General features: G+C 70.4%; 13 protein-coding genes and 1 pseudogene. 8 read left to right on the forward strand and 6 right to left on the reverse strand.

Going from position 1 to position 21,743, the window contains the following annotated elements; translation table 11 throughout:
• Positions 1-34 precede the first annotated feature (34 nt).
• From IMZ11_RS00875 to IMZ11_RS00895, 5 genes are all read left to right on the forward strand, one after another.
• Positions 35-535 (forward strand): PH domain-containing protein, encoded by a 501-nt coding sequence (locus IMZ11_RS00875; protein ID WP_228636789.1) that lies wholly within the window; start codon positions 35-37, stop codon positions 533-535.
• Positions 532-2,403, forward strand: a complete 1,872-nt coding sequence (locus tag IMZ11_RS00880) for a PH domain-containing protein (RefSeq protein ID WP_228636790.1) — start codon at positions 532-534, stop codon at positions 2,401-2,403. Before IMZ11_RS00875 ends, IMZ11_RS00880 begins: the two co-directional genes overlap by 4 nt.
• A complete protein-coding gene (speB, locus tag IMZ11_RS00885) occupies positions 2,400-3,422 on the forward strand; it encodes an agmatinase (protein WP_228636791.1) in 1,023 nt (340 codons plus the stop codon). Before IMZ11_RS00880 ends, speB begins: the two co-directional genes overlap by 4 nt.
• 29 nt (positions 3,423-3,451) lie before the next feature.
• Complete coding sequence (locus IMZ11_RS00890; protein WP_228636792.1) at positions 3,452-4,552, forward strand: hypothetical protein; 1,101 nt, start codon at positions 3,452-3,454, stop codon at positions 4,550-4,552.
• An 86-nt stretch (positions 4,553-4,638) separates the two neighbouring features.
• Positions 4,639-5,700: a DUF2293 domain-containing protein gene (locus IMZ11_RS00895; protein WP_228636793.1), complete on the forward strand. Its 1,062-nt coding sequence runs from the start codon at positions 4,639-4,641 to the stop codon at positions 5,698-5,700.
• Positions 5,701-5,798: 98 nt separating this feature from the next.
• Here the strand turns inward: IMZ11_RS00895 and IMZ11_RS00900 are convergent, their stop codons facing one another.
• The 4 genes from IMZ11_RS00900 to IMZ11_RS00915 all read right to left on the reverse strand — a co-directional run bounded on the left by IMZ11_RS00900 (position 5,799) and on the right by IMZ11_RS00915 (position 15,133).
• Positions 5,799-11,057 (reverse strand): DNA repair ATPase, encoded by a 5,259-nt coding sequence (locus IMZ11_RS00900; RefSeq protein WP_228636794.1) that lies wholly within the window; start codon positions 11,055-11,057, stop codon positions 5,799-5,801.
• Positions 11,058-11,241: 184 nt separating this feature from the next.
• Positions 11,242-13,317, reverse strand: coding sequence for a flotillin family protein (locus IMZ11_RS00905; RefSeq protein ID WP_228636795.1), 2,076 nt, complete (start codon positions 13,315-13,317; stop codon positions 11,242-11,244).
• A gap of 13 nt (positions 13,318-13,330) precedes the next feature.
• On the reverse strand, positions 13,331-13,891 hold the full coding sequence (locus IMZ11_RS00910) for a hypothetical protein (protein WP_228636796.1): 561 nt from the start codon (positions 13,889-13,891) through the stop codon (positions 13,331-13,333).
• 435 nt (positions 13,892-14,326) lie between these two features.
• Entirely contained in the window at positions 14,327-15,133 is an 807-nt protein-coding gene (locus IMZ11_RS00915) for a class I SAM-dependent methyltransferase (protein ID WP_228636797.1), read from the reverse strand.
• Between the two features lie 871 nt (positions 15,134-16,004).
• On the opposite strand from IMZ11_RS00915, the pseudogene IMZ11_RS46585 reads away from it, so the two are divergent.
• Both IMZ11_RS46585 and IMZ11_RS00920 read left to right on the forward strand, forming a co-directional pair.
• A pseudogene (locus IMZ11_RS46585) lies at positions 16,005-16,640 on the forward strand (DUF222 domain-containing protein); the annotation flags it as partial.
• Between the two features lie 573 nt (positions 16,641-17,213).
• Positions 17,214-17,666 carry an HNH endonuclease signature motif containing protein gene (locus IMZ11_RS00920; protein ID WP_228636798.1) on the forward strand — a complete coding sequence of 151 codons (453 nt, stop codon included), beginning with the start codon at positions 17,214-17,216 and terminating at the stop codon, positions 17,664-17,666.
• 247 nt (positions 17,667-17,913) lie between these two features.
• Here IMZ11_RS00920 and IMZ11_RS00925 read toward each other — a convergent pair whose 3' ends face one another.
• Both IMZ11_RS00925 and IMZ11_RS00930 read right to left on the reverse strand, forming a co-directional pair.
• Positions 17,914-18,804: a serine/threonine-protein kinase gene (locus tag IMZ11_RS00925; RefSeq protein WP_061254972.1), complete on the reverse strand. Its 891-nt coding sequence runs from the start codon at positions 18,802-18,804 to the stop codon at positions 17,914-17,916.
• A gap of 38 nt (positions 18,805-18,842) precedes the next feature.
• Positions 18,843-20,852, reverse strand: a complete 2,010-nt coding sequence (locus IMZ11_RS00930; RefSeq protein ID WP_228636799.1) for an N-6 DNA methylase — start codon at positions 20,850-20,852, stop codon at positions 18,843-18,845.
• 57 nt (positions 20,853-20,909) lie between these two features.
• Between IMZ11_RS00930 and IMZ11_RS00935 the strand changes: the two genes are divergently transcribed.
• Complete coding sequence (locus IMZ11_RS00935) at positions 20,910-21,641, forward strand: PP2C family serine/threonine-protein phosphatase (RefSeq protein WP_228636800.1); 732 nt, start codon at positions 20,910-20,912, stop codon at positions 21,639-21,641.
• Positions 21,642-21,743: the final 102 nt, after the last annotated feature.

Genomic DNA, 21,743 nt, shown 5'->3' on the forward strand with positions numbered 1-21,743 from the left:
CAGGGGGAGGCAGATGGGCTGATCTGGCAGAGTAATGGACGTGCAAACCCCCTCCTTGCGCCCTCCTCTGCATCGCGTGAGCCGTACCGCGATCCGGTACTGGACCATTCGTGCGTCTCTGGGCTGGCTGGTCGTCATCGGCGCCCAGATCGCCTGGATGGTGCTCGCCGACGGCGACCACCGCGCCGTCCGGATCCCGGCGCTGGCCGTCACCGCCGTGTTCGCGGCCGCGCATCTGATCGTCATGCCCCAGTGGCGGTACCGGGTGCATCGGTGGGAGACCACGCCGGAGGCGGTGTACACGCTGTCGGGGTGGTTCAAGCAGGAATGGCGCATCGCCCCCGTCTCCCGCATCCAGACGGTGGACAGCGAGCGGGGGCCGCTGGAGCAGCTCTTCGGGTTGGCCAACGTCACCGTGACCACGGCCTCGGCGGCCGGCCCCCTCAAGATCAGCGGCCTCGACCGCGGTACGGCCGACCGGATCGTGCACGAGCTCACCGCGAGCGCGCAGGCCACCGCGGGTGACGCCACGTGAACGGCCCGGCCGATCTGCCCCCGGGTGACGTGCCCGCCGACGTACCCCAGGCTGACGCGTCACCGACCGGCACGTCGGGCGGCGCGTCACCGGCCGACGAGTGGCGGCGGCTCAACTCGCGGATGCTGTTCGTGCACCCGTTCCAGGTGGCCGTACGGGCCGTGCCCGCGCTGCTCGGGCTGCTCGTGGCCGGGTCGAGCAGGGGCGGAAGCGGCCACCTGTGGAGCCTCGGCGGCCTGGTGGTGATGATCGTGCTCGGCACGCTCCAGTGGTTCACCACCACGTTCCGGATCACCGACGAGCACGTCCAGGTGCGCAAGGGACTGTTCCGCAGGCAGGTGATGACGGTTCCCCGTGACCGGGTTCGCACCGTGGACGTCACCTCGCACATCCTCCACCGCGTTCTCGGCCTGGCCCGGGTCGAGATCGGCACCGGCCGCTCGGACCAGAAGGGCGGCGGGGCCGTGAAGCTCGACGCGCTCGGCACGGCCGAGGCCGCCCACCTGCGGGAGGAGCTGCTGCACCGCCAGCTCGCCCCGAACTCCCCGACCGGCGCCGCGACCCCGGGAGCCGACCCGTCAGGTGCGGGCGACGGCCCGGCAGGCGCGGGTGGCGATGCCGCCGGTGCGGGGGACGGCTGGGTGGGTGCAGGGGGCGGTGCCGGCGGTACGCTCCCGGTTCCGGTACCGCTCCCAGGCAGCGGCCCGATCACCGGTGTCCGCCCGGTCACGGCGGCCTTCGCGCCGGAACAGGAGACGGAGCTCGCCCGCCTCCAGCCCCGGTGGATCAGGTACGCCCCGTTCACGCTGTCGGGCATCGTCGCGGTCGGCGTCATCGCCGGATTCCTGTCCCGGCTGACCAACGAGGGCGGCGTGGACCTTCGCAAGATCGCGGCACTCCGCGAGGGCTGGGAGTGGTTCACCCGCGTCCCCGTGTGGACCGGGGTCGCCGCGGCCGTCCTCACCCTGGTCGTCTTCGTGGCGGTCGCCTCGACGTTCGGCTACATCCTGTCGTTCTGGGGCTTCCGGCTCACCCGGCACACCGGCGGGACGCTGCACGTCACCCGTGGCCTCATCACGACCCGGGCGACCACCATCGAGGAGAGGCGGTTGCGCGGCGTCGAGGTCAGCGAGCCGCTGCTGCTGCGTGCCGTACGGGGAGCCCGGTTGATCGCGGTGACGACCGGCCTGCGGGTCGGCCGTGGAGCGCAGCGCGGCGGTTCGATGCTCCTGCCGCCCGCCCCCGTCGCCGAGGTGGAGGCGCTCGCCGAGCGCGTGCTCACCCCCGGCACGCCGGATACACCGGATAGGCCGAATGGGCCGGATACGCGGGATAGGCCGGATACCCCGGATATCCCGGACGGCACGTCGCCCGTCGTCGCACCGCTCGTCGCGCACGGTGCCGCCGCGATGCGCCGCCGGTTCACCCGCGCCCTCGGCGCGAACGCCCTCGCCGTGGTGGCCCTGCTGGCGCTGTGGGAGTGGGCGGGCCTGCCGGAGTGGACCTGGATCACGGCCCTCGGGTTCATCCCGTTCGCGGCGCTGCTCGCGGCCGACCGCTACCGGAACCTCGGACACGCGATGACCACGGAGTACCTGGTCACCCGCTGGGGATCGCTGGTGCGCAGGCGGGTCGTCCTGGAATGCGACGGGATCATCGGCTGGAACGTCACGCGGTCGTTCTTCCAGCGCCGGGCGGGCCTGGCCACGCTGACCGCGACCACGGCAGCCGGACGGCAGGGCTACCGTGTGTCGGACGTGGCGATGGGTGAGGCGCTCGGCGTCGCGGCGGCGGGCATCCCCGGCCTGCTCGACCCGTTCCTCACCGTCCCCGGACAGCACGCCCCAGAACCGGAGGGATCACAGTGACCCGCTACGGCCAGATGTTCGGCCCCGACATCACCTTCCTCGGCGTCGACCGCTGCGACCTGAACGATCCCGGTTCGTACGCGGGAGCCGACGTGGTCATCCTCGGCGCGCCCTTCGACGGCGGCACCTCGCACCGGCCCGGAGCGCGGTTCGGCCCCAATGCCATCCGGCAGACCTGCTACCTGCCCCACGACGGTTCACGGCCCAGCCTCGCGATGCGCGTCGACGCGCTCCAGGACGTGCGTGTCCTGGACGCGGGCGACGTCGAGACGTACGCCGGGGACATCGAGGGCAGCCTGCGCGCCATCGAGGACGCCGTCGCCCGGATCTCGGCCTCCGGGGCGATCCCGATCGTCCTCGGCGGCGACCACACCATCGCGCTTCCCGACGCGACGGGTGTGGCACGCCACCACGGTTTCGGCCGGATCTCCATGCTGCACTTCGACGCGCACGCCGACACTGGGCACATCGAGTTCGGCCACCTGCACGGTCACGGACAGCCGATGCGCCGGCTCATCGAGTCGGGCGCGATCCGGGGCGACCGGTTCCTGCAGATCGGCCTGCGCGGCTACTGGCCGGGACCCGACATCCTCGACTGGATGGCGGACCAGCGGATGCGCTCGTACGAGATGACCGAGATCGTGCACAGAGGTCTCGACACATGCCTCACCGAGGCGTACGGCATCGCGCTCGACGAATGTGACGGCGTCTACCTGTCGGTCGACGTCGACGTGTGCGACCCGGGCCACGCCCCCGGCACCGGAACGCCCGAGCCCGGCGGGCTGACCTCCAGGCAACTGCTCGACGCGGTACGGCGGACCTGCTACGAACTGCCCGTCGTCGGGGTGGAGATCGTCGAGGTGGCTCCGCCGTACGACCATGCGGACATCACGGCGTACCTGGGCAACCGCGTGGTGCTCGAAGCGCTGTCCGGCATCGCGCGCCGCCGCAGGGACGCCGCCGAGGGCACCCGCTGGGACCCCTCCCAGCCCCTGCTCGACGGCCGCCGACCGGAGTGATCACGGTCGGCCGCGCACAAGGAGATCTGATGAAGCGTTTCCCACCGGTCGCCGTCTCCCTGGCCGTCCCACTGGCGGCCGCGCAGCTCATCGCGGGCTGCGCGGCGCCCGCCTCGACGTCTCAGGCGGCTCGGTCCGGCGGGGGTGACGCGGCTTCCCCCGCATCTCAGGCGGCCGCTCAGCCCTCCCCCGCGTCCCCCGTGTCCCCGGCGACCGGCGCTTCGGCGTCGCCTCCCACGGATACCGCGGACGCCGCGGGGGCGGCCGGGGCCGCGAGCCGGGCTCCCTCTACGACCCCGCGGCCGGTACGGGTGCCCTCCGGTGTGACGGCGGGCTACGTCGTGTTCGACCGGCAGGCGGGCAAGGTGATCGCGAACCGTCAGGTCCATCACCGGTTCAGGTCCGCCTCCGTCGTCAAGATCCTCATCGCGATCGACTATCTCGAACGGCGGAAGGGCGCGATCCCGGCCGGCGACGCCGCGTTGCTCAAACCCATGCTGCGCGGGAGCGACGACGACGCGGCGACCGCGCTGTGGCGGCGCGGCGGCCAGGGGAAGATCGTCCAGCGGATGGTCAAGAAGATCGGCCTGACCGACACGGCACCGCCGCCCGCCGCCAAACCGGGTTTCTGGGGCTATACGGCCATCAGCGCCCTCGACATCGCCCGGGTCTACCAGTACCTCCTCGCCAAGGCCGAGCCACGCGTACGCGACGTCGTGATGGGCCACCTCCGCCAGGCGCAGCAGTGCGCGACCGATGGGTTCGACCAGTACTTCGGCATTCCCCGTGGCGTGCCCCGCCCCTGGGCCGTCAAGCAGGGCTGGTCGGGATACGGCTCGGTGCCGCCGGTGACGTGCGTCCGCGCCACGACCACGTCATCCGATCTCACCCACGGCCTCACGGCCGCCACCACAGTCACCGCAGCCGGCTTCACCAAGGTCGGCACCACCGCGACCGGCCGCACGCGCAACCCGGTGGACTTCGGCCGTCCGGTACTCCACACGACCGGCGTGATCGGTGACCGGTTCATCATGGTGGTGCTGACCACCCAACCGGCGGGCGCGACCTTCGGCTCGTCCTCGACCCGGCTGACGGCCCTGGCCAGAGACCTCTACCGCAGCGTGCTCTGAGGGCGGCCCGCGGCTCCGCGCCGCGTCGAGGGACGACCGGCCGGGACGCTGTGCGGTACGGGCCCGGGATGCGGCACCCTTGTCCGGTGGGAAACGACGGCGTGACGGGGAGCAGGCTGGCCGGGCGGGTGGCCCAGGCGGCGAAGGAGGCGCTGACCCTGCGGGGGCACGTGACCGCGGTCGACGTGATCACGGGCTTGCGCTGGTCGTACCTCAGGAACATCGACACCTGGCGGCAGGGGCGCACCGACAGCCTTGAGCGGGTGACCGCCGTGGACGCGGCGAAGATGGCCGACGCCATGGCGATCCTCCGTGAGTGGGCGCTGGCTCGCGGGTTGACCCCGGGCGAGTCCGCGTACGTGTCGGGCGGCCGGGACCGGCGCCCGCTCCGGTTCACCGTCGACGGCGACGAGGAACTGGAGCGTGTGTTCCGGGTCCACTGGTTCTCGCCGGAGCTGAGCGAGGCCAGGCGCAGGCAGCTCACCGAGAAGGAGACCCGCCCGCCGGACCTCACCGTCGTCGTTCCCCTCGAACCGTGGACCTGCGCGGGCTGCGGGGAGACGGGACCGCACCACATCATGGAGGACGACCAGCTGCACTGCCTGACCTGCGCGGACATGGACCATCTCGTCTTCCTACCGGCCGGGAACGCCGCGCTGAGCCGCCGGGCCAAGAAGGAGAGCGTCCTGTCGGCGGTGGTCGTCCAGTACAACCGCCGGCGGAAGCGGTTCGAGCGCCGGGGCATCCTCGTCGAGGACGAGGCCCTGGCCCGAGCCGAGGAGCAGTGCCTGGCCGACGAGGAGGTACGGCTCCGCCGCCGTGAAAGGGACCGGCTGCGGCGCGAGGTGGGCGATGTCGAGTTCCAGGCGGCGCTGGCCGAGGAGATCCGGCGGCTGTTCCCCGGCTGTCCTGAGGAACGCGCCGAGGCCATAGCGCTGCACGCGGGACTGCGCGGCAGCGGGCGCGTGGGCCGGACGGCGGCGGCCCGCGTGTTCGACGACCGGGCCGTCACGCTGGCCGTCGTCGCCTCCGTACGCCACCTGGACACGGACTACGACCGCCTGCTCATGGCGGGCGTGCCCCGCAGGGAGGCACGGGACCGCATCCGCGACCGGATCGACCAGGTGCTCACCCGCTGGCGCGACTGAAGGCGAGCTCGACCACCGTCGCGATCGGACCCGGCGACGCGGTGAACGACCTACTCCATACCGCCATCGCGGTCGGACTCGGTGGCACGGTGAACGACCTACTCCATGCCACCGTCGCGATCGGACTCGGTGGCACGGTGGATGGCCTGCTCGATGCCGCCCACACGATCGGCCAGGAGGCCGATGGCGCCGACGGCCCGGACCACCGGGTTGTCCTCCTCGCCGCCGAGGGCCTGGGCCCGGAGGTATCCGGCCTTCACCTCGGCCCAGCGCCGTTGCTGCTCGGCCGTCATCCTGCCGCGCAGTTCGGCCAGTTTGAGCAGGTTCGCCTCGGCTTCTGAGGTCAGCGTCTGGGCCTCGCCCACGTAATGGTCGTCGATCAACGCCTCGATCTCGGCGTCGTTCATGACGGGGACGATCCGCTCGGTCAGCTTGTTCATGTTCCGATAGGACCCCTGCAGCCGGAACGGCGGTTCCGTACGCGAACTGTCGGCCTGGGCCGCCGAGGCGATGTACGCCTGGTTGGCGGCGAGCACGACCTGCTGGACCCGTGACAACCTGCGCAGGACGGCCACGATCTGGTCGAGTTCCACCTTCGGGTACGGATGTGTGAGCTGGTCGGCCCGCACGTCCGCGTCGCCGCGTGCCAGCCGTACGAGCAGTTCCACGTCCGCCCGGTCGCGCGTGGACAGCGGCGCGAGGACGGGATTCGAGGTGAGGGCGTTCTCGATGTAGCTCAGCGAGAACAGGTCGTCCCTGCCCGACAGCACGTCACCGAGGTTCCACACGTCGGCCCGGTTGGCCAGCATGTCCGGGACGCGGAACCGCCGCCCCGACTCGGTGTACGGGTTGCCCGCCATGCAGACCGCGAAGCGCTTGCCACGCAGGTCGTACGTACGGGTCCCGCCGTTCCACACGCCCTCCATCCGGCGTTGCGCGTCGCAGAGGGAGATGAACTTCTGGAGCAGCTCGGGCGAGGTGTGCTGGATGTCGTCGAGATAGAGCAGCACGTTGTTGCCGCATTCGAGCGCGAACGACACCTTCTCGATCTCCTGCCGCGCGGTGGCGTTGGGCGCGTCGGCCGGGTCGAGCGAGGTGACGGCGTGCCCCAGCGCCGGGCCGTTGATCTTGACGAACACCAGGCCGAGCCGGCTCGCGACGTACTCCATCAGGGTGGTCTTGCCGTACCCCGGCGGCGAGATCAGCAGCAACAGTCCCATCTGGTCGGTGCGCTTGCCCTCCCCCGCCGCGCCGAGCTGCTTGGCCAGGTTGTCTCCCACCAGCGGCAGGTACACCTCGTCGAGCAGCCGGTTGCGCACGAACGCGCTCATCACCTTCGGCCGGTACTCGTCCAGCCGAAGCCGTGCCCGTTCCCGGTCGAGCAACTCGCCGCGCTGCCTCTGGTAGGCCCGGTAGGCGGGCACCCGCTCGGTGCGGAACCTCCTGGTGCGCGCCAGCGCCTCGTCCAACCGCAGCGTGAGGCTCCTCCCGGCCAGCCGGGGATGCGCGCCGAGCAGCCCGTCCACGGTGACCGTGAGGGCCGCCGACGGCTCATGTCGCGGCAGGTCGCAAAGCTGGACGGCCACGGCCTCGGCGAGGTCTCCCGCTCTCACGTCCGCCGCCGCGAACGTCACCGCGCGCCCCGTCCGTACGGCACCGCCCGTGACGGGCGCGGCCGGGGAGCCGGTCAGGGCGGAACGCGGCGAGAGATCGGGAGACGTCCCGAGAAAGGCGGTCAGCCAGGCCACGACGAGCTGGTGCCTGGCGGCCAGATCGTCGCCCAGCGCCCGAATCTCGTCGTCGAAGTCCTCGGCCGAACCGCCGAGCGCCTCGCGGAACCGCTCCAGCAGGAGCCGGGCGAGCGGCCCGGTGGTGAACCCCGGATGAGCGCCGGCCGCGGAGCCCGCGTGCCCGCCGATCGCGGAAGCGGGTGAACCAGATGAACCAGACGCGGGACCCGGCCGAGGCGCCGAGCCGGGGCGTGATCCGGCCAGTTCCTCGAAGAGATAGTCGCCGGCGAGCTCCGCGTCCTCCAGCCGCAGGCCCCGGTCGCGCAGGAATGCCGCCGTCGCCGATCCGAGTTCGGCGCGGAGCGCTCCGATCGCCCCATCACGGCCCGCCTCGACACGGCCCGCCTCCGCACCACCACCACCGCCACCGCCGCCGCCGTCGCCTTCGGCGGTCGTGCGGGCGTCCGGTGTGGCCGTGCGATACCCGAACAGGGAGCGCGCCCGCGCGAGGGAGCGGGCGCGCGTGGTCCACGCCTCCCGCTGGGCTTCGTCCGTACCGAACGTCCAGAAGAGCTGGGCCGCGGCCCGGGCGGCGGGTGGGAAGCGCAGCAGCCCGGCGCCCGCGTGCAAGGGGAGCAGCGCGCCGAGGATCGCCGCGGCGTCGTGGTCGTGGACGCCGCGCTCGTACCCCTCGTCGTAGCGCGTCTCCGCGACGCGGCGAACGATGTCGAGCAGGCCGCCGTCGGCGAGGGCGGCGTGCAGCGCGTCCAGCGTCAGGCCGTCCCCAAAGGACGACTCCGCCAGGTCGAGGATCGACGTGGCGAGATGCTCGGCCCGGTAGACCTCGGGCGACTCGGAGACGAGAACCTGGTCCCAGAAGGTCCTGGTCCGATGGAACGACTCCTCTTCGACGGGAGACCGGTAGTCGGTCCCGGTGATGGCGAACGCCATCCGCCCCTCCATCGGGACCAGCGTGAGATCGATCTGCTGGGTGTTGACCGCGAACCGGTGGCGGCCGAGCCTGATCGTCTCACCGCCGTCCGCGTACAGGTCGAGGCGGTCGCGCAGCGCCCGTCCCGCGTCGAGGCGGGCCGCCTTGACGCGCCCGTCGAGCTCGTCCGCGCGTACCTGGTCGCCGAGGGACCGCAGTTCCTCCGCGACCGAGCGCAGCTTGGCCACCATCGGATCCGAGGCGAAGTAGGTGTTCACCTCGTCGATCGAGCCCAGGCTCGCCGCCCGCCTGTGCACACTCTCCAGGATGCGGCCGGCCGAGGTGACCAGCCGTTCGGCCCGGCGTGCCCGCACGTCCAGCAACGTCTGCCTGCGCGAGGAGAACGCCTCGTAGACGTCTCCACGCCTGGCCGAGAGCTTCTCCACGAAGTCGTCGAAGTCCCCGAACCGGGACTCCAGGTCCTCCAGCCGGAGCAGCAGCCTTCCCATCTGCTCGTCGCAGCTCTCAGGCGTGTCGGCGAGCGCGAGCGCGGCGGTGACGGCCTGGCCGAGGAGGGCGAACTCCGCGGCGAACTCGGCTCTGCCCTCGGCCGCGAGCAGCTCACGCCGCCGCGCGGCGAGCGTCGCCCGCGCCCGGTTGATCCCGGCGAGCACCTCGGCGACGCGCTCCAGGATGCCGGTACGGACCGTCGCGTCGGCGATGTCGAGCCCGCCGACGACCTCGGTGAGGACCTCCAGGCCCTCGGTCTGCCCGGCCAGGCGCTCGCCGACGGGTCCGGCCTCCGCGACGGTGCCGATCATCTGGGCGTCGGCGACGAGCCGGTCCACCTCGGCGTGGTATCCGGTGAACGCGTCGGCTCCACGGAGGAAATCGACCGCCCGCCGCGCGGCCTCCCCGATCTCGGCCTCGAACTCTCCGGCCAGCGCGTCCACCCGCTGGACGTCGACGTAGCGGACCTCCCGCAGGGTCGCCAGGCGGCCCTGCTCGCGCCGGAGCTCGGCCAGCTGCCCGACCCATTCGCCGGCGGCCCTCGGCGCCTCACCCCGCACCTGCCGTACCAGGAGGGCGATCCGCTCCGCGGCCTCGTCCAGCGCCGCCGCGGCCTGGCCGGTGAGCGACTCGACCCGCTCGAACTCGTCGAGCACCTGCTCGGCGGTCCCCCGGACGGCCCCCACCGCGGACCGCAGATCGTGCTCGTCCAGCCAGTGGTACTGGTCGGTGATCCGTACGCAGGCGGCGATGAGCCCCTCGAACACCGGGACCGACGGCGCCATCGCGTCGGCCATCCGGACCACGGACAGGCAGTCGGAGATCCCCCGCACCAGGTCGGCGTTGCCGATCCGCTCCAGCGGTCCCGTGCCCACCGGCCGGCCCGCCGCGTAGACGTCCGACACGTACGGCGTCTGCCAGATCTGCATGAGGTGGACCCGGGTCGGCTCCTCGGGGACCGCCCGGCCCTGCTCGCCCGAGACCGGCGCCGGCATCCGGAAGTACACGAGCGTGCCGTCCTCGAAGAGCGAGTACCCGTGGCACGTGATCGGGTTGCTCACCTCCTTGCGGATCACGTTGTACGGCAGCAGCAGCGACCGGCCCTCGGCCCGCGCGTGGAAGACGTACAGCACGTCCTCCCCGTTGGGGGAGCGGATGACGCGCTCGAACTCCAGGTCGGCGACGTCGAGGTCGAACGTCTTCACGACGCCGGTGGTCAGGTGGTACCCGCCGGGGAAGATGATCCCCTGGTCCTCGGGAAGCCGCTGACAGGCCTGCCCGATGCCGTCGAGGCGCTCCACGTTCCTGGTCCTGGTGTTGAACACCAGGTACCGCCATTCCTTCTCGTTGTACGGCCGCACGCGCAGCAGGATCAGCGGCCCGACCCTGGCGTGGTGGACGTCCGCGTCGGCCAGGCTCTGCAGCGGTTCCGCGACGGGTTCCCGGTAGATGCCCTCACCGGTCTCGGTGTTGTTCTCGATCTTGATGGTGAGGTCGCCGCCGACGGTCTCGACGAACAGCTCGTCGGCGATCGAGATGTGCGGGTGCCGGCCGAGAACGTGATCGTCCCGCGTGGTCTCGATCCACTCGAAGTCGTGCGACGGCGGGAACACGTGGTCGCGTTCGCCGCGGTTGTCCAGGTACTGGATCGTGCCGTCGCTCTCGACGCTCCACCGCAGGACCCGGACGTCCTGCGGTCCGGTCTGGAAGACGGCCAGCAGCCGCCCCTCCACCTTCCGGAGCTGCAGCAGCCTGGTCTCGCTGTAGTAGCGGTACAGCTCGCCGAAGTCCCGTTCGAACTGCGGATCGTCGAACAACCCCGGGACCTCGTCGAACCGGAAGGTGTCGCCGTCGCGGCTGAACCGGTGGAACGAGAACACGTCGCGGACGGTCGTCGCCGACTTCAGCCCGATGAACACGTTGTAGCCGAACAGCATGACCTCGCCCAGCGAGACGATGTCACGCGGCACGCAGTTGTTCTCGGTACGGACACGGGCCGTGCCGAGCAGGCGGAAATCGGCGCCGCCGAAGACCTTCAGGCGCTGCGCGTTCAGCTCCTCGGTCCGGTGGAGCAGCTCCCTGGCCTGCTCGGTGAGTCGGGCCCGCAGCACCTCGTACGTACTGGAGTCGAGCTCGGGCGGCGTACCCGCGACCTCGGCGGCCGAGCCGGCCGCGGGCCCGGTCACGGATGCCACACGCCCGGCCGCCGCGTCGGCCGCGGGTCCGGTCGCAGGTACGGGTCCGGTCACGGGTCCGGCCGCCGTATCGGTCGCGGGTCCGGCCACGGATTCAGTCACAACGGGGTCGGTCACAGGGTTCCTCGGTGCCTCGTCTCAGCATTCCGTCCCACCGCGCCTCACGCGCCTCGCGTCAGTGTTCGACCGAGTTGAGCGCCGCCACCGGCCGCTCCGCGACGCCGAGACGCTGGGCCGTACTCAGCAGGTCCTGGAGCTTGTCCGTGTCCGGACCGCCCGCATTGATCAGCTTGAGCAACAGCGCCGACAGCGTGAGATTCCGTACGTCGGCGGTGTCCAGCGAGCCGACGAGTCGCGCCAGGTCGGCGGGCAGGCTCGCCGACCCGTCCAGGTACGGCCCGGCCAGCGCCCGCGTCACGGCGGAGTTCTCGACGAAGCCGTCCACGCTCCTGCCCGCCGTGATCGCGTTCATCAGCCGGTCGAAGAAGATGGTGTCGCCGCCGACGATGTCGATGTCGGCCTTCTCCAGACCGGCCGCCAGCACGGTCGCCTGCGCGTCCGCGATCTCCCTCTGGATGTCGATGTTCCTGAGACGGATCTCCTTCTCGGCCTCCAGCCGGAGCCGGTACTCCTCGTGCCCGCGGCTCGCCTCGTCCAGGGCCGCCATGGCCTCGGCCTTCTCCTTGAGACCCTCCGCCTCCGCCTTCAACTTCTCGCCCACGGCGGCGGCAGCGGCGACGGCCTTCGCCTGCTCGCCCTCGGCCTCCGCCTTGAGCCGCTCCCCCACGGCCAGCGCGGCGGCCAGCCCCTTCTCGCGCTCCACGACGGCCTCGGCGCGGCCGACCTTCTCGATCGCCTCGGCGTCCCGCTCGCGTACCTGGACCTCGGCGAGGCCGATGGCGGCCGCCTCGGCCCGCAGTCCCTCGGCGAGGCGGATCTTGGCCTGGCTGTCGAGATCGGCCGCCTTCTGGCGAGCCTCGGCCAGGACGAGCTCCTCGCGCGCCTTGAACGCGGCGGCCTGCTCGGCGGCCTCGGCGGCCTTGATGTCCTTGACCAGGTTCTCCTGCGCCTCGGCCTCGGCCTGGATGATCAGCGCCTGGCGGACCCGCTCGGCCTCCTCCACGACGCGCAGGCGCTTGATGCTCTCCTCCTGCTCGGCGACCGTCTTCTCCACGGCGATCCGCTCCCGCGTCACCTCGGCGATCGCCCGCTTCTCGCCCTCGAGTTCCTTGTCCTTGGCGATGCGCGACAGCTCGGTCTCCCGCTCGCGCGCGATGACCTCCAGCAGGCGGTCCTTCTCGATCCGCTCGTTCTCGATGGCGATGACCCGCTCGCGGTTCTTCGTCGCCACCGCGATCTCCCGCTCACGGTTCTGGCGCTGGATGCCGAGTTGCTCCTCGGTCCGGATGTTGGCCCCTTCGGACTTGAGCCGCTCCTCCGCCTGCACGCGGGCGGTCTCGGCCTCCTCCCGTGCCCGTACGGTGTCGACCTCGCGCCGCTGCTTGGCCTCGGCGTCGGCCTGCCGCCGCTCCAGTTCGAGGATCGCCTCCCGCGCGTCCACGTTCTGGCGGGTGATCTCCTTCTCCTCGTTGCGCTGGTACTCGTTGGTACGGACGTGCTCGATCGCCGTCAGCTCGGTGATCTTGCGGATGCCCTGGGCGTCGAGGATGTTGGCGGGATCGAGCTGGGCCAGCGGCGTCTGCTCAAGGAAGTCGATGGCGGCGTCCTCCAGGCTGTAGCCGTTGAGGTCGGTGCCGATCACCTGGATGATCTGGTCGCGGAACTCGTCACGCTTGGTGTAGAGATCGACGAAGTCGAGCTGCTTTCCGACGGTCTTGAGCGCCTCGGAGAACTTGGCGTTGAACAGCTCCTGCAGCGTCGCCTCGTCGCTGGCGCGCACCGTGCCGATGGCCTGGGCCACCTTGATGACGTCCTCGACGGTCTTGTTGACCCGCACGAAGAACGTGATCCGGATGTCGGCCCGGATGTTGTCGCGGCAGATCAGCCCTTCGTGGCCGGTCCGCGTGATCTCGATGGTCTTCACCGAGATGTCCATCACCTCGGCCTTGTGCAGAACGGGCAGTACGACGGCACCGGTGAAGGTCACGTCGACGCGCCGCATCTTGGAGACGATCAACGCCATGCCCTGCTCGACCTTGCGGTAAAGGCGGCTGACGATGACCACCGCGCTGATGACGACAAGGAGGAGAACGGCGAGAAACACGCCCGTCCCGGTGCTGATCACGTCCATCGGAGATCCCCTGCTAGTGAAGGTCGTACGGCATGACCCAGAAGAACTCGCCCTCGGGGTCGTAATCGAAGATGAGAGCGGAGCTGCCGGCGCGGAGATCCTCGTCTCCGGTCTGGCGCACCTGGACGAGGGCGGAAGAGCCGTCGTCGGCGGTGACCTCGGCCTGGCCGAAGTCGGTCCCCACCCGCCCGGTGCGTATGACGCACATCCGGCCGACGAAATCGGCCCTGTACGGCGGCGCCACGGCGGGGAACATCGCGCGACTCGCCCGTGCCACCAGCCCGGCGCACAACCACCCGGCGAGCAGCGCGACCACGAGCACGGCGGCCCGTGCCGGCGTGCCCTCGACGAGCACCACACCGACCAGGCTGACGAACCAGGCCACCACGAGCAGCAGCGAAAGCGCGACCGCGCCCGGCACTCCGCGCAGGCCGAGGCTGGTCAGGAAGTCATCCGACAGCTCCATGCCGAGGCCGCCGAGCAGAACGAGCACCCAGTAGACGATGACGACGACCAGCATGAAGCTGAACAGCACCGTCGGGAACTCCAGCACCGCATCGACGAACCGCCCCATTGACTCCCACCGTTTATCTCGCCCCCTGAGACACATGCAGTATGGCGTAAAGTCGCAATAAAAGTCAGCATAAATTCGATGCGAATAATGGGCACTTTCTGGGGTTTTGAGGCGTTGTTACAACGGATCTCCGGAGGTCTCCGTTGTTCCCCGGCCGCGAGTTACCGGCCCGCGAACTCGTCGCCGATGAGGCACGCTCGATGCCTTGGCTCACCACCCGAGATCGCTCCATTGCTCCTTTGGGGCTCGCCTTGGCCGGTCCCCGAGACGAGGACGGCCAGGCGCCCGAAGTGCCCACGGCGCCGGACCGGAGCGAGGCCGACCAGGCGCCCGTGAAGTGCCCACGGCGCCGGACCAGGGCGAGGCCGGGTTGCGGTGCTGACGGCCCGCGCGAGCGTACGGCAGAGCACCAGGCGGCGCCGGACCAGTACCGGCTCAGCGGCGGGCACTCGCCAGCAAGGCGGCGTGCGGAAGGACCAGCCGACCGTCCGCACCGAGGAATTCCTGGGACAGCACGTCGAAGTGCCGCTTGATCTCCGCGCGGGTCTCTTCGGGCTGGCTCAGCAGGAGTTGGCCGATGAAGGCCACCCCGGCGGCGGCCCCGCTCCACCACTCCTCGGCGCCGGCCCGATGCTCCCAGCGCAGCGTTTCGCACGTCGCCTCGCGCAGTCTCGCCGAGGCCAGCAGTCCGGCCATGCCCTCGGGGTCGCGTGGGAAATCATCCTCGGCGGCGATCGGAGGCAGATGCGGCGGCCGGGTCACCCCTGCGGCCTCCACCGCCCGCCCGAGCAGTGCCTGGCCGGGAGGCGCGGGCACAGCCCAGATCGTCAGCGCGATCCGCCCGCCGGGCCGGACCACCCGGCGGAGTTCCGCCAAGGCGTCCTTTGGCCGTCCAACGTGATTGATCACGAAGTTGCCGACCACCGCGTCGAACACGCTGTCCTCAAAGGGAAGGTCAGGCAGGACAGCCGGCAGGACCTCGGCGGAGGGGACAGCCTGTCCCGCCGACTCCACCATGCTCGGCTCGGCGTCGACCGCGGTCACCTTCGCGCCCCGCTCGCACGCCGCCGCGGCCACCGTCCCCGTCCCCGTTCCAACGTCGAGGACCCGGGCGCCCTCCCGGACCGCCGCGGCGTCAAGCAACTGCCGAACGGGATGCGCACAGAGCTTCGCGAAGCTCCCCGCGAACGCGGCCGCTCGACCGGCCCAGGCCCTGCGCTCATACTCATCGAAGGCCGTCACCTACGCTGTTTCCCCTCCCGGACCAGCCGCAGTGATCACGAACGTGGCCCGGCCAGGACCCTGGCCCACGGAACAAGTGGGCGGTCACGAGAGCTGCGGCCTGAGACTCATCGCTTCACGATCATCCCACGGCCCTTTTGTACGTACCTTGGCCACAGACCGCTCGACCGGCCATAGAGCGCTACCCGCTCGAAGAGGCGTGCGAAGGCGTGACTCCGATATCCACCCCTGGCCGATCTCCAGGTCGGCCACCAGTTCGGCGTAGGTGCCCGCCGCGCCCACAGCCGATTCACGGACATGAATAAATAGGTCAATTGACCAGATACCTCCATCGAATCGCCTGTGGATAACTCGTCAGGCGCGCGGTTGCCCTATGCAATGATTCGCGTAGGCGTTCGAAACTCGATCAGGAGGTGGCGTGAACGAAGCATTCGGGTCTTTCGAATTTTCCACGGAAAATCGGTCACGCCGTCCTCGTAAAGGACCGTTTGACGCGGAGTGGTGGGCGCAGGTGGCGGCGCTCAGAGCGGCCCGCGCATCGCGGGGCAGTTCGGCAACCGCTCTCGATGAGGCATTCGACGACGCTCTCGCTGCCTTCGAACGCGCCTCCGACAATGACGGCGCCTCCGACAATGCACGCGTCGAACCCCAGGACAACGCCCGCGACAACGTCTGTGGAAATGCTCGCGACAGCGCTCAGAGGCGAGATCGGACGCCGCGGCGAGACCAGGGTCAGGGGCGAGGCCAGGACCAAGTGCCGGATCATGAGCCGGGCCAGCGGCGGGATCGCAATCAGGACCCGGATCGGGGTCGGGCTTCGTGGCCGCTGGTGGCGGCGGTGGCTGAGGCGGCCTCCGCGCTGGCGGCGGCGATGCTGCCTGAGTCTGCGGGGGTGTGTCTGGCCGAGGCGCAGGATCTGCTGTACGCGCGGGATCGCTTGACGTCGGCGATCGCTGCGCGGGTGGGACGGGTGCACGCCGCTGATGAGGCCCGGGCGTACGGACATGCGTCGACGAGGTCATGGTTGCGGGGCGCGGCAGGGATGACGACGTCGGCGGCGGGCCGCTTGCTCGGATTGGCTGTGGAGTTGGCGCGGCTGCCGGTTGTGCGTGAGCGGTTCGCTGCGGGGAGCCTTTCCGAGGGGCAGGTGACCGCGATCTGCGCTGCTACGGGGCGGTTGTCTGATGAGCAAGCGGCTTTGGCGGAGCCGATTTTGGTGGGGTTGGCGGATCGGGCGACTCCTGCGGAGGTGGCTCGGGCAGGTCGTTACCTGCATGAGGTGCTCAACCCTGACGACGCTGAGGATGACGCTGATGCCGATTATGAGCGGCGGTTTCTGCTGGTTCGGGAGAGTGCCTCTGGTGGAGTGGAAGGGGAGTTCCGGCTTCCGCGTGAGGCGGGGGCGCGACTGCGGGCGTTGCTGGATGCGTATGCCAAGCCTCGCGCTCAGGGGGATGATCGTCCGCTTCGGGTGCGGAACGCGGATACGTTGATCGCGATGTTGGAGCAGCAGGTCAGCACCGAGCTTCTTGTGTTGGTGAACGCCACTTCACTGCCCGACGATCCCCGGCCGGACAACGCTCGATCGACTCGTACCCGGACAACCAACCCCGAGCCCGCCGACCAAAACCCCACCACCCGCCACCCCGCTGCCTCTGGTCCCCAATCCACCAGCCGCCGCCCGGTCGACCACCCCGTTTCCTCCCAAGCTGCCGACCCGCCCTTCGGCGCATCCTCATGCGAGACACCGCCGGGCAAGTCTGACCAGGGTGAGGCACCGATGGACGAGCGCCGGCAAGAGAGGAAGGCCCCGCTGGGCCGACCGCCCACAGGCCGGGCTGAGCCGGGCGCCTCGCCATTGGGTGGATCCCCTTCAGGTGGATCACCGCTGACTGGTTCAACGCCAGGCGAGCCTCGGCGGGATGGATCACGGCTGGCCGGGTCGCGGCAGAGTGGATCACAGCCGGCTGGATCACGCGAGAGTGAATCACCGCCGGGCGAGGCGCCGCCAGGTCAAACACCGCCAGGTGAGTCGCCGTGGGATGAACAGGTAGCCGCGTGGGCGCTGCCGGCTGGGTTGATGTCTAGCCGGAGGCTGCCCGGACTGCTGCTGGCCACCGGGCAGTTCCTGCCCGTCTCCGATGTCCATCGCCTGGCCAACACCTCCACCCTCACCCGCCTGGTCATGAACGCCGACGGCGAGGTCCTCGACATGGGCCGCAAAGTCCGGCGCGCAACGGCCTCACAACGCAGGGCCATCCTGACCCGGTACGCCACCTGCATGGTCGACGGCTGCCACCTGCCCGCTCACGTGTGCCAGATCGACCACATCGACAACTGGAGCGACGGCGGCGCCACCGACTTGGACAAACTCGGACCCACCTGCCAGTTCCACAACCGCGACCGCTACCGAAATCCCGACCGCTACCGGCTCTATCGGGCCGGCAAGAACCGCTGGGCCTTCGCCTACATCGGCCCCCGCCCCTTCCCCCGCTTCCACCAACGCGAGCGCCGACCTCGCTCAGCCAGCTGACCCGCGAGAAGGCCGCGGCCGAGGTGTTCAACGCGACGCTGAAGCGGAAGGCGCTTCAGGGCGCCAAGTGCTGGCCCTCAGCCCGCGCGGCCCGACGGTCAGTATTCGCTGGATCACCCGCTACAACACGCGAAGGAGGCGCTCGAGCCTGGGCTGCCGGCTCCGACCGAACGACACGAACGCAGCACGAACGCAGTTGGAAACGTGTGGTGGGATACGTCCGCCGAGTAGGCGTGGCAAGCGAGGTTCAGAGAACCCGGCCAACCATCCTGGCGTACATGCGACCGGGGCTCGGCACTGCCGGCGGATGCAGAAAGCCGGGCAGCATCGGCAGTTCGACGGCGAAGGGCTGCAGCCGCTCGTAGAGAGCACTGGCGTCGGCCGGGCGATTCTCCGGATCCTTCTCGAGCAGCTCGGCAACCAGCCGGGCGAGCTCGGCCGGAACGTCGGGCACTGACGGCGGCCGTTCCTTCACTTGCTTGTCGAACACCGCGTACTCGGTCGGACCGGTGAACAACGGCTTGCCCGTCAACATCTCGTGCAAGACGCAGCCGAGAGCGTAGAGATCACTCTTCGGCCCGGCGACACCACGCTGGATCTGCTCAGGCGACATGTACGCGGGAGTACCCAGGATCTGCCCAACCCGGGTGAACTGGGCACCGTCCGATTCGCGCAGCATGGCAAGGCCGAAATCGAGGACCTTGACGCTGCCGTCCGGGCAGAGCATCAGGTTCGTCGGCTTGAGGTCGCGATGGCAGATGGACAGCGCGTGGGCAGCGGTCAACACCGCGCACGCCTGCGCGGCGATCACGGCGGCCCATGGGACCGGAAGCGGGCCGTACTCGCTGACCAGGTCGGCGACCGTCACGCCTTCGATGAACTGCATCACCTGAAAGAGTCGCTGATCGTAGGTGCCGAAGTCGTAGAGCACGGGTGCCCCCGGATGCTCCAGCCGGGCGAGGATGCGCGCCTCACGGATGAACCGGCGCTCCAGTTCCTCATCATGGCCGCCAGGGAAGCGGAGGAACTTCACCGCAACCTTACGGTCGAGACGCCTGTCGTGCCCGCCGTAGACGGCCCCCATCCCGCCCTGGCCGAGGGGAAGGTCGTCCAGCTCATACCGGTCGCCGATGACCATCCGCCCCTCCCGTCGATCTTTCGGGAAAAGCTACACCTTCACACGCGCGGGCGGAGACGGCCGTCAACGAGTCCCTCCAACCCCAGCCGGATCAATGCGTCGCCCGCCTCTGCCGCCTGCCTGATGGCGTCTTCCAAGGCCGCGAGCCGCTGGAACACCAGGCCGTATGCCTGCTGCTCCGCGAGCGGAAGCCGCGGGATGCGCGCCCTGCGGATATCGACGCGGCTGGCTCCCGGATGGCCCCGGGCAGCGGCGTATTTCAGGAAACCGGTGAGGAACTCCGGGTCCAGCCGAGAGAGATCCACGCGATAGAGCGAGAGTTGTGGGCCGAGGACCGCTCCCGACTGGCCGATCACCCGCGCGGTCGTCGCCGATGCCACGATGTCTCCGGCCGTCACCGTGACGAGGCCGGGCACCGAGGCGGTGCGGCCGGACGGCGGACCGCCTCGCGCCAGGTCGTCCGCTGTCAGCACGCTCAGGTCACCTGCGTCGGCCGCCTTGAGAACCGAGTGCCTGACCGCGACCATCCCAGCCTTGACCAGGTCGGTGATGGCTGTCGCGGGAAGATCGGCCCGCCTGGAGAGCACCTCCAGATCGGGCAGCGTGGCCGCCGCCTCCGCCATCGCCTCGGTGAGATCCCGGAGCCTGCGACCGGCTGCGGGATACCGTCGGGGATCGCTACGCGGCGAGAGGTGCCGGGCCGGGCTGACGTCCACCTCGTCATCGAGCAGGTCGATGATCCGTACGATCCGGGCCGCGCGCGGCAACGCGCCGGCCCCCGCCGCTGTCCCAGCCAGTGCTTCGGCGAAGGCCCGCCACGCCGGTTCCACGATCGAGAGGTCGTCGGAGGCGTCGGCGAGCAGGATCGACGTCGGCGAGCGCTCCCCCGTCTCCGGACGGCGAAGCAGCCAGAGATCGGGACCCGCGGCCGACAACGTGATGACCGCCCGGAGGGCACCGGCCCTGAGCAGGTTCGCCCGGATCCGCCGCCCGGGACGACGCGCCGCCGCGGCGGCTGGCATCAGGATCGCCACCAGACCACCGGGGCGCACATGGGCAAGGCAGTGCTGGACCCAGGCCAGCTCAGGCTCGCCTCTGGGTGGCACTCCGTAGTCCCAGCGCGGGTCGCCGATCAGCTCCTCATGGCCCCACGCTCGCTCGTTGAACGGCGGATCGCACAGCACGACATCCGCACGCTCGCCCGCGAAGCCATCTCGTCGCAACGAATCTCCCGCGACGATCCGCGTGTTCGCGCCACGCAGCAGCAACCGCAGCGAGGCGAGTAGCGCGGCCGTCTCGTTGATCTCCTGGCCGAGCAGGCGGATCGGCGGCACGGCACCGGCCGCCTCCGTGGCGCCGACGCGCCTCCCCGCGAGAGGGACCGTGCCGCCGAGGGTCGCGGCGGCGTCGGAGACGGCGAGAAGGAGCGTTCCGACCCCGACCGCCGGATCGAGCACGCTGCCGCCCTCGGGGCACGCCTGCCACGCGAGCCGTCCCATCAGCGCGGCCACCTCGGCGCGCGTGACCGCGAGCCGACGGGTGTGGGCCTCGACGTAGCGCTCGCAGATGAACTCGAACGCGGTCGTGGGCCCGTGCAGCACGGACAAGTCAGCGATCAACCGGACCAGGCGCGCGTCTTCCAGGGCGCTTCCCGGACGGATCGGCAGGTCGGCCGTCGCCGCCGCGACCTCGCTGGGAAGCCGTACGACGAGATCGGAACGGGCGGCGAGCCGCCGCCAGCCGTCGGGATCGCGCAGCACGTAGAGAAGGAACGCTCCCGCGAATCCGGCCAGCTCGCCGAGCCGGAGGTCGTCCACGGCGGCCCTGAGCCCCTGCCAGACGCGGTCGCCCAGCGAGACCTCGAAGGCCTTGCCGTTGGCACGCAGCCACTCCTCGATCTCCGGCAAGGAGAACAGCGGACTGGAGGCCGTGCCCCCGACAGGCTGCGGAAAGTCCTCGTACCGTCGGCGCCAGTTGCTCACCGCGGCTCTCCCGACGTCGGCTAGGCGGGCGATGTCGCCCGCGTTCACTGTGGCGTCGTGGCTCATGACGCCCAGCTTAGCTTGAGCTTGTGAAGTCATTCAACCAGTGCTTTACTCAAAACCATGACGCACAACCGACTTCGCTACGCCGCGGGATCCGACGTCGGCCGTTCCCGGAAGAAGAACGAGGACTCGCTCCACGCCGGGGCGCGACTGCTCGCGATAGCCGACGGAATGGGTGGTCACGGCCATGGAGAGGTGGCCAGTGCGGCGGCTGTCGCCGCCCTGGCGGTCCTGGAGGAAGGCCCCTTCCCCGACGACGCCGTCGCCGCCCTCGATGACGCGGTGCAGGAGGCCAGCCGCCGGTTGCGGGACCTGGCGGAACGTGACCCCGCCCTGGAGCGGATGGGCACGACAATCACCGCGATGCTCTGGGACGGTTCGCGCTTCGCGCTGGCGCACGTGGGCGACTCGCGGGCGTACATGCTGCGCGATGGCGCCCTCTACCAGATCACCCGTGATCACACGCTTGTCCAGTCGCTGGTGGACGACGGCCGGATGAGCCCCGACCAGGCCGCCAAGCACCCCAACCGGTCCCTCCTGTTGCGTGCGGTGGAGACGAGTGGTCTGGCCGACCCCGATCTGTCCCTCCGCGGCGCCCACGCCGGTGACCGCTACCTGCTCTGCTCGGACGGCCTGACCGCGGTGCTGGACCCCGAGACCCTCCATCGCGTGCTCACCACCGTGGCCGACCGGGACGACGCGGTCCGCCACTTCATCGAGTTGGCCAATGAGGCCGGCGGTCCGGACAACATCAGCGTCATCGTCGCCGACGTCGAGGCGGACCCCGCCTGACTTCTTGGTCTGGCCGGGCCGGTGCGTGGTGACCTCCGGCCTCACGCGCGCTGGGATCCCGCCTCACCCAGGAGGCAAGATCCACCCGAAGCCCGGCAGGCC

The sequence above is a fragment of the Microtetraspora sp. AC03309 genome (assembly GCF_020826795.1).
Classification (GTDB): domain Bacteria; phylum Actinomycetota; class Actinomycetes; order Streptosporangiales; family Streptosporangiaceae; genus Microtetraspora; species Microtetraspora glauca.